The organism is Burkholderia sp. Tr-20390, assembly GCF_017104595.1.
Taxonomy (GTDB): domain Bacteria; phylum Pseudomonadota; class Gammaproteobacteria; order Burkholderiales; family Burkholderiaceae; genus Burkholderia.
In genome coordinates, this window is the sequence record NZ_JAAGPC010000403.1 from 1 (window position 1) to 1,499 (window position 1,499).

General features: G+C 72.9%; 1 protein-coding gene. It reads left to right on the forward strand.

Going from position 1 to position 1,499, the window contains the following annotated elements:
- The coding region (locus G3N98_RS39240) for a cellulose biosynthesis cyclic di-GMP-binding regulatory protein BcsB (protein WP_206151120.1) at positions 1–1,423 on the forward strand (1,423 nt) is incomplete at its 5' end.
- Positions 1,424–1,499 lie beyond the last annotated feature (76 nt).

A 1,499-nucleotide genomic window follows, 5' to 3' on the forward strand; every position in this document is an offset into this window, starting at 1 on the left:
CCCGGCCGCGCCGGGGCGCAAGCTGCTCGTCGTCACGGGCCGCACGGCGGCCGAGGTCGACGATGCGGTCGCGACGCTCGTGCTGGGCCGCGCGGCGCTGTCGGGGCCGTCGGCAACGGTCGCGCACGTCGATCTCGGCGCGCCGCGCAAACCGTACGACGCGCCGCGCTGGCTGCCGGTGAACCGGCCGATCACGTTCCGCGAGCTCGTGTCCGATACGCGCGAGCTGGAAGTGCGCGGCACGTCGCCCGACGCCATTCGCCTGAACCTGCGCGTGCCGTCCGACCTGCATTCGTGGAACGGCGCGGGCGTGCCGATCACGCTGCGCTACCGCTACACGGCGCCGACGGTGCAGGACAACTCGACGCTTGCCGTCGAGATCAACGACCAGCTCGTGAAGTCGTACCGGCTCGGGCCGGCCCATGCCGAGGACGCGCACGGCCGCATGCAGCTGCCGTTGCTGTCGGTGCCGGAAGGACGCGTGACGAGCGACGTCGACATCCCGGCGTTCCGGGTCGGCAGCGGCAACCAGCTGCAGTTCCGCTTCACGCTCGACTCGCAGAAGACGGGCCTGTGCTCGAGCACGGCGACCGAGCCGCAGCGTGCGGCGATCGATCCCGATTCGACGATCGACTTCTCGCACTTCGTCCATTACGCGCAGTTGCCGAACCTCGCGTTCTTCGCGAACAGCGGCTTCCCGTTCACGCGCTTCGCCGACCTGTCGCAGACGGCCGTCGTGATGCCCGACCGGCCGTCGCCGCAGGAGCTCGAGGCCTACCTGACGATGCTCGGCCACATGGGCGAATGGACCGGCTTCCCGGCGCTGCGCGTGCAGGTCGCGCGGCCCGGCGACGTCGCCGCGCTGTCGGGCAGCAAGGATCTCCTCGTGATCGACGGCTCGCCCGCGTCGCCGCTGCTCGCGCACTGGCGCTCGGCGCTGCCGCTCGTGATCGGCGAGCAGGGCAGCGCGGGCGGCGAGGGCGCCGCGCGCATCGCCTTCTCGGTGAAGGAGCGCTGGCGCAACGGCGTCGGCCTGACCGAAGGCGGCGCGCACATCGAGCAGACGGGCTCGCTCGCGGCGCTTGCCGGGTTCGAGCTGCCGGGCAGCCGGGGGCGCAGCGTCGTCGCGCTGACGGCGACCGACCAGCCGCGCCTCGGCGATCTGCTCAACGTGTTCGAGAACGCCGGGCTCGTGTCGCAGCTGCAGGGCGACCTGGCGCTGGTGCGGCCGGGGCAGGTCGACAGCCTGCGCGTCGGCGAGCCTTACGTGGTCGGGTTCGTGCCGTGGTATGCGCGGGTGTGGACGCAGGCGGCGCGGCATCCGGTCGTGCTCGGCGCGGTCGGCGTCGTGGCGGGGCTGCTGCTCGCGCTCGGCGTGTTCAGCGTGCTGCAGAGAATCGCCGCGCGTCGACGGGGGATGTAACGGATGGCGCGGGCAATGGCGAAGCGACGGGCAACGCGGCCGGCGCGGCGCGTCGGCGCGGCACTCGCGCTGGCGG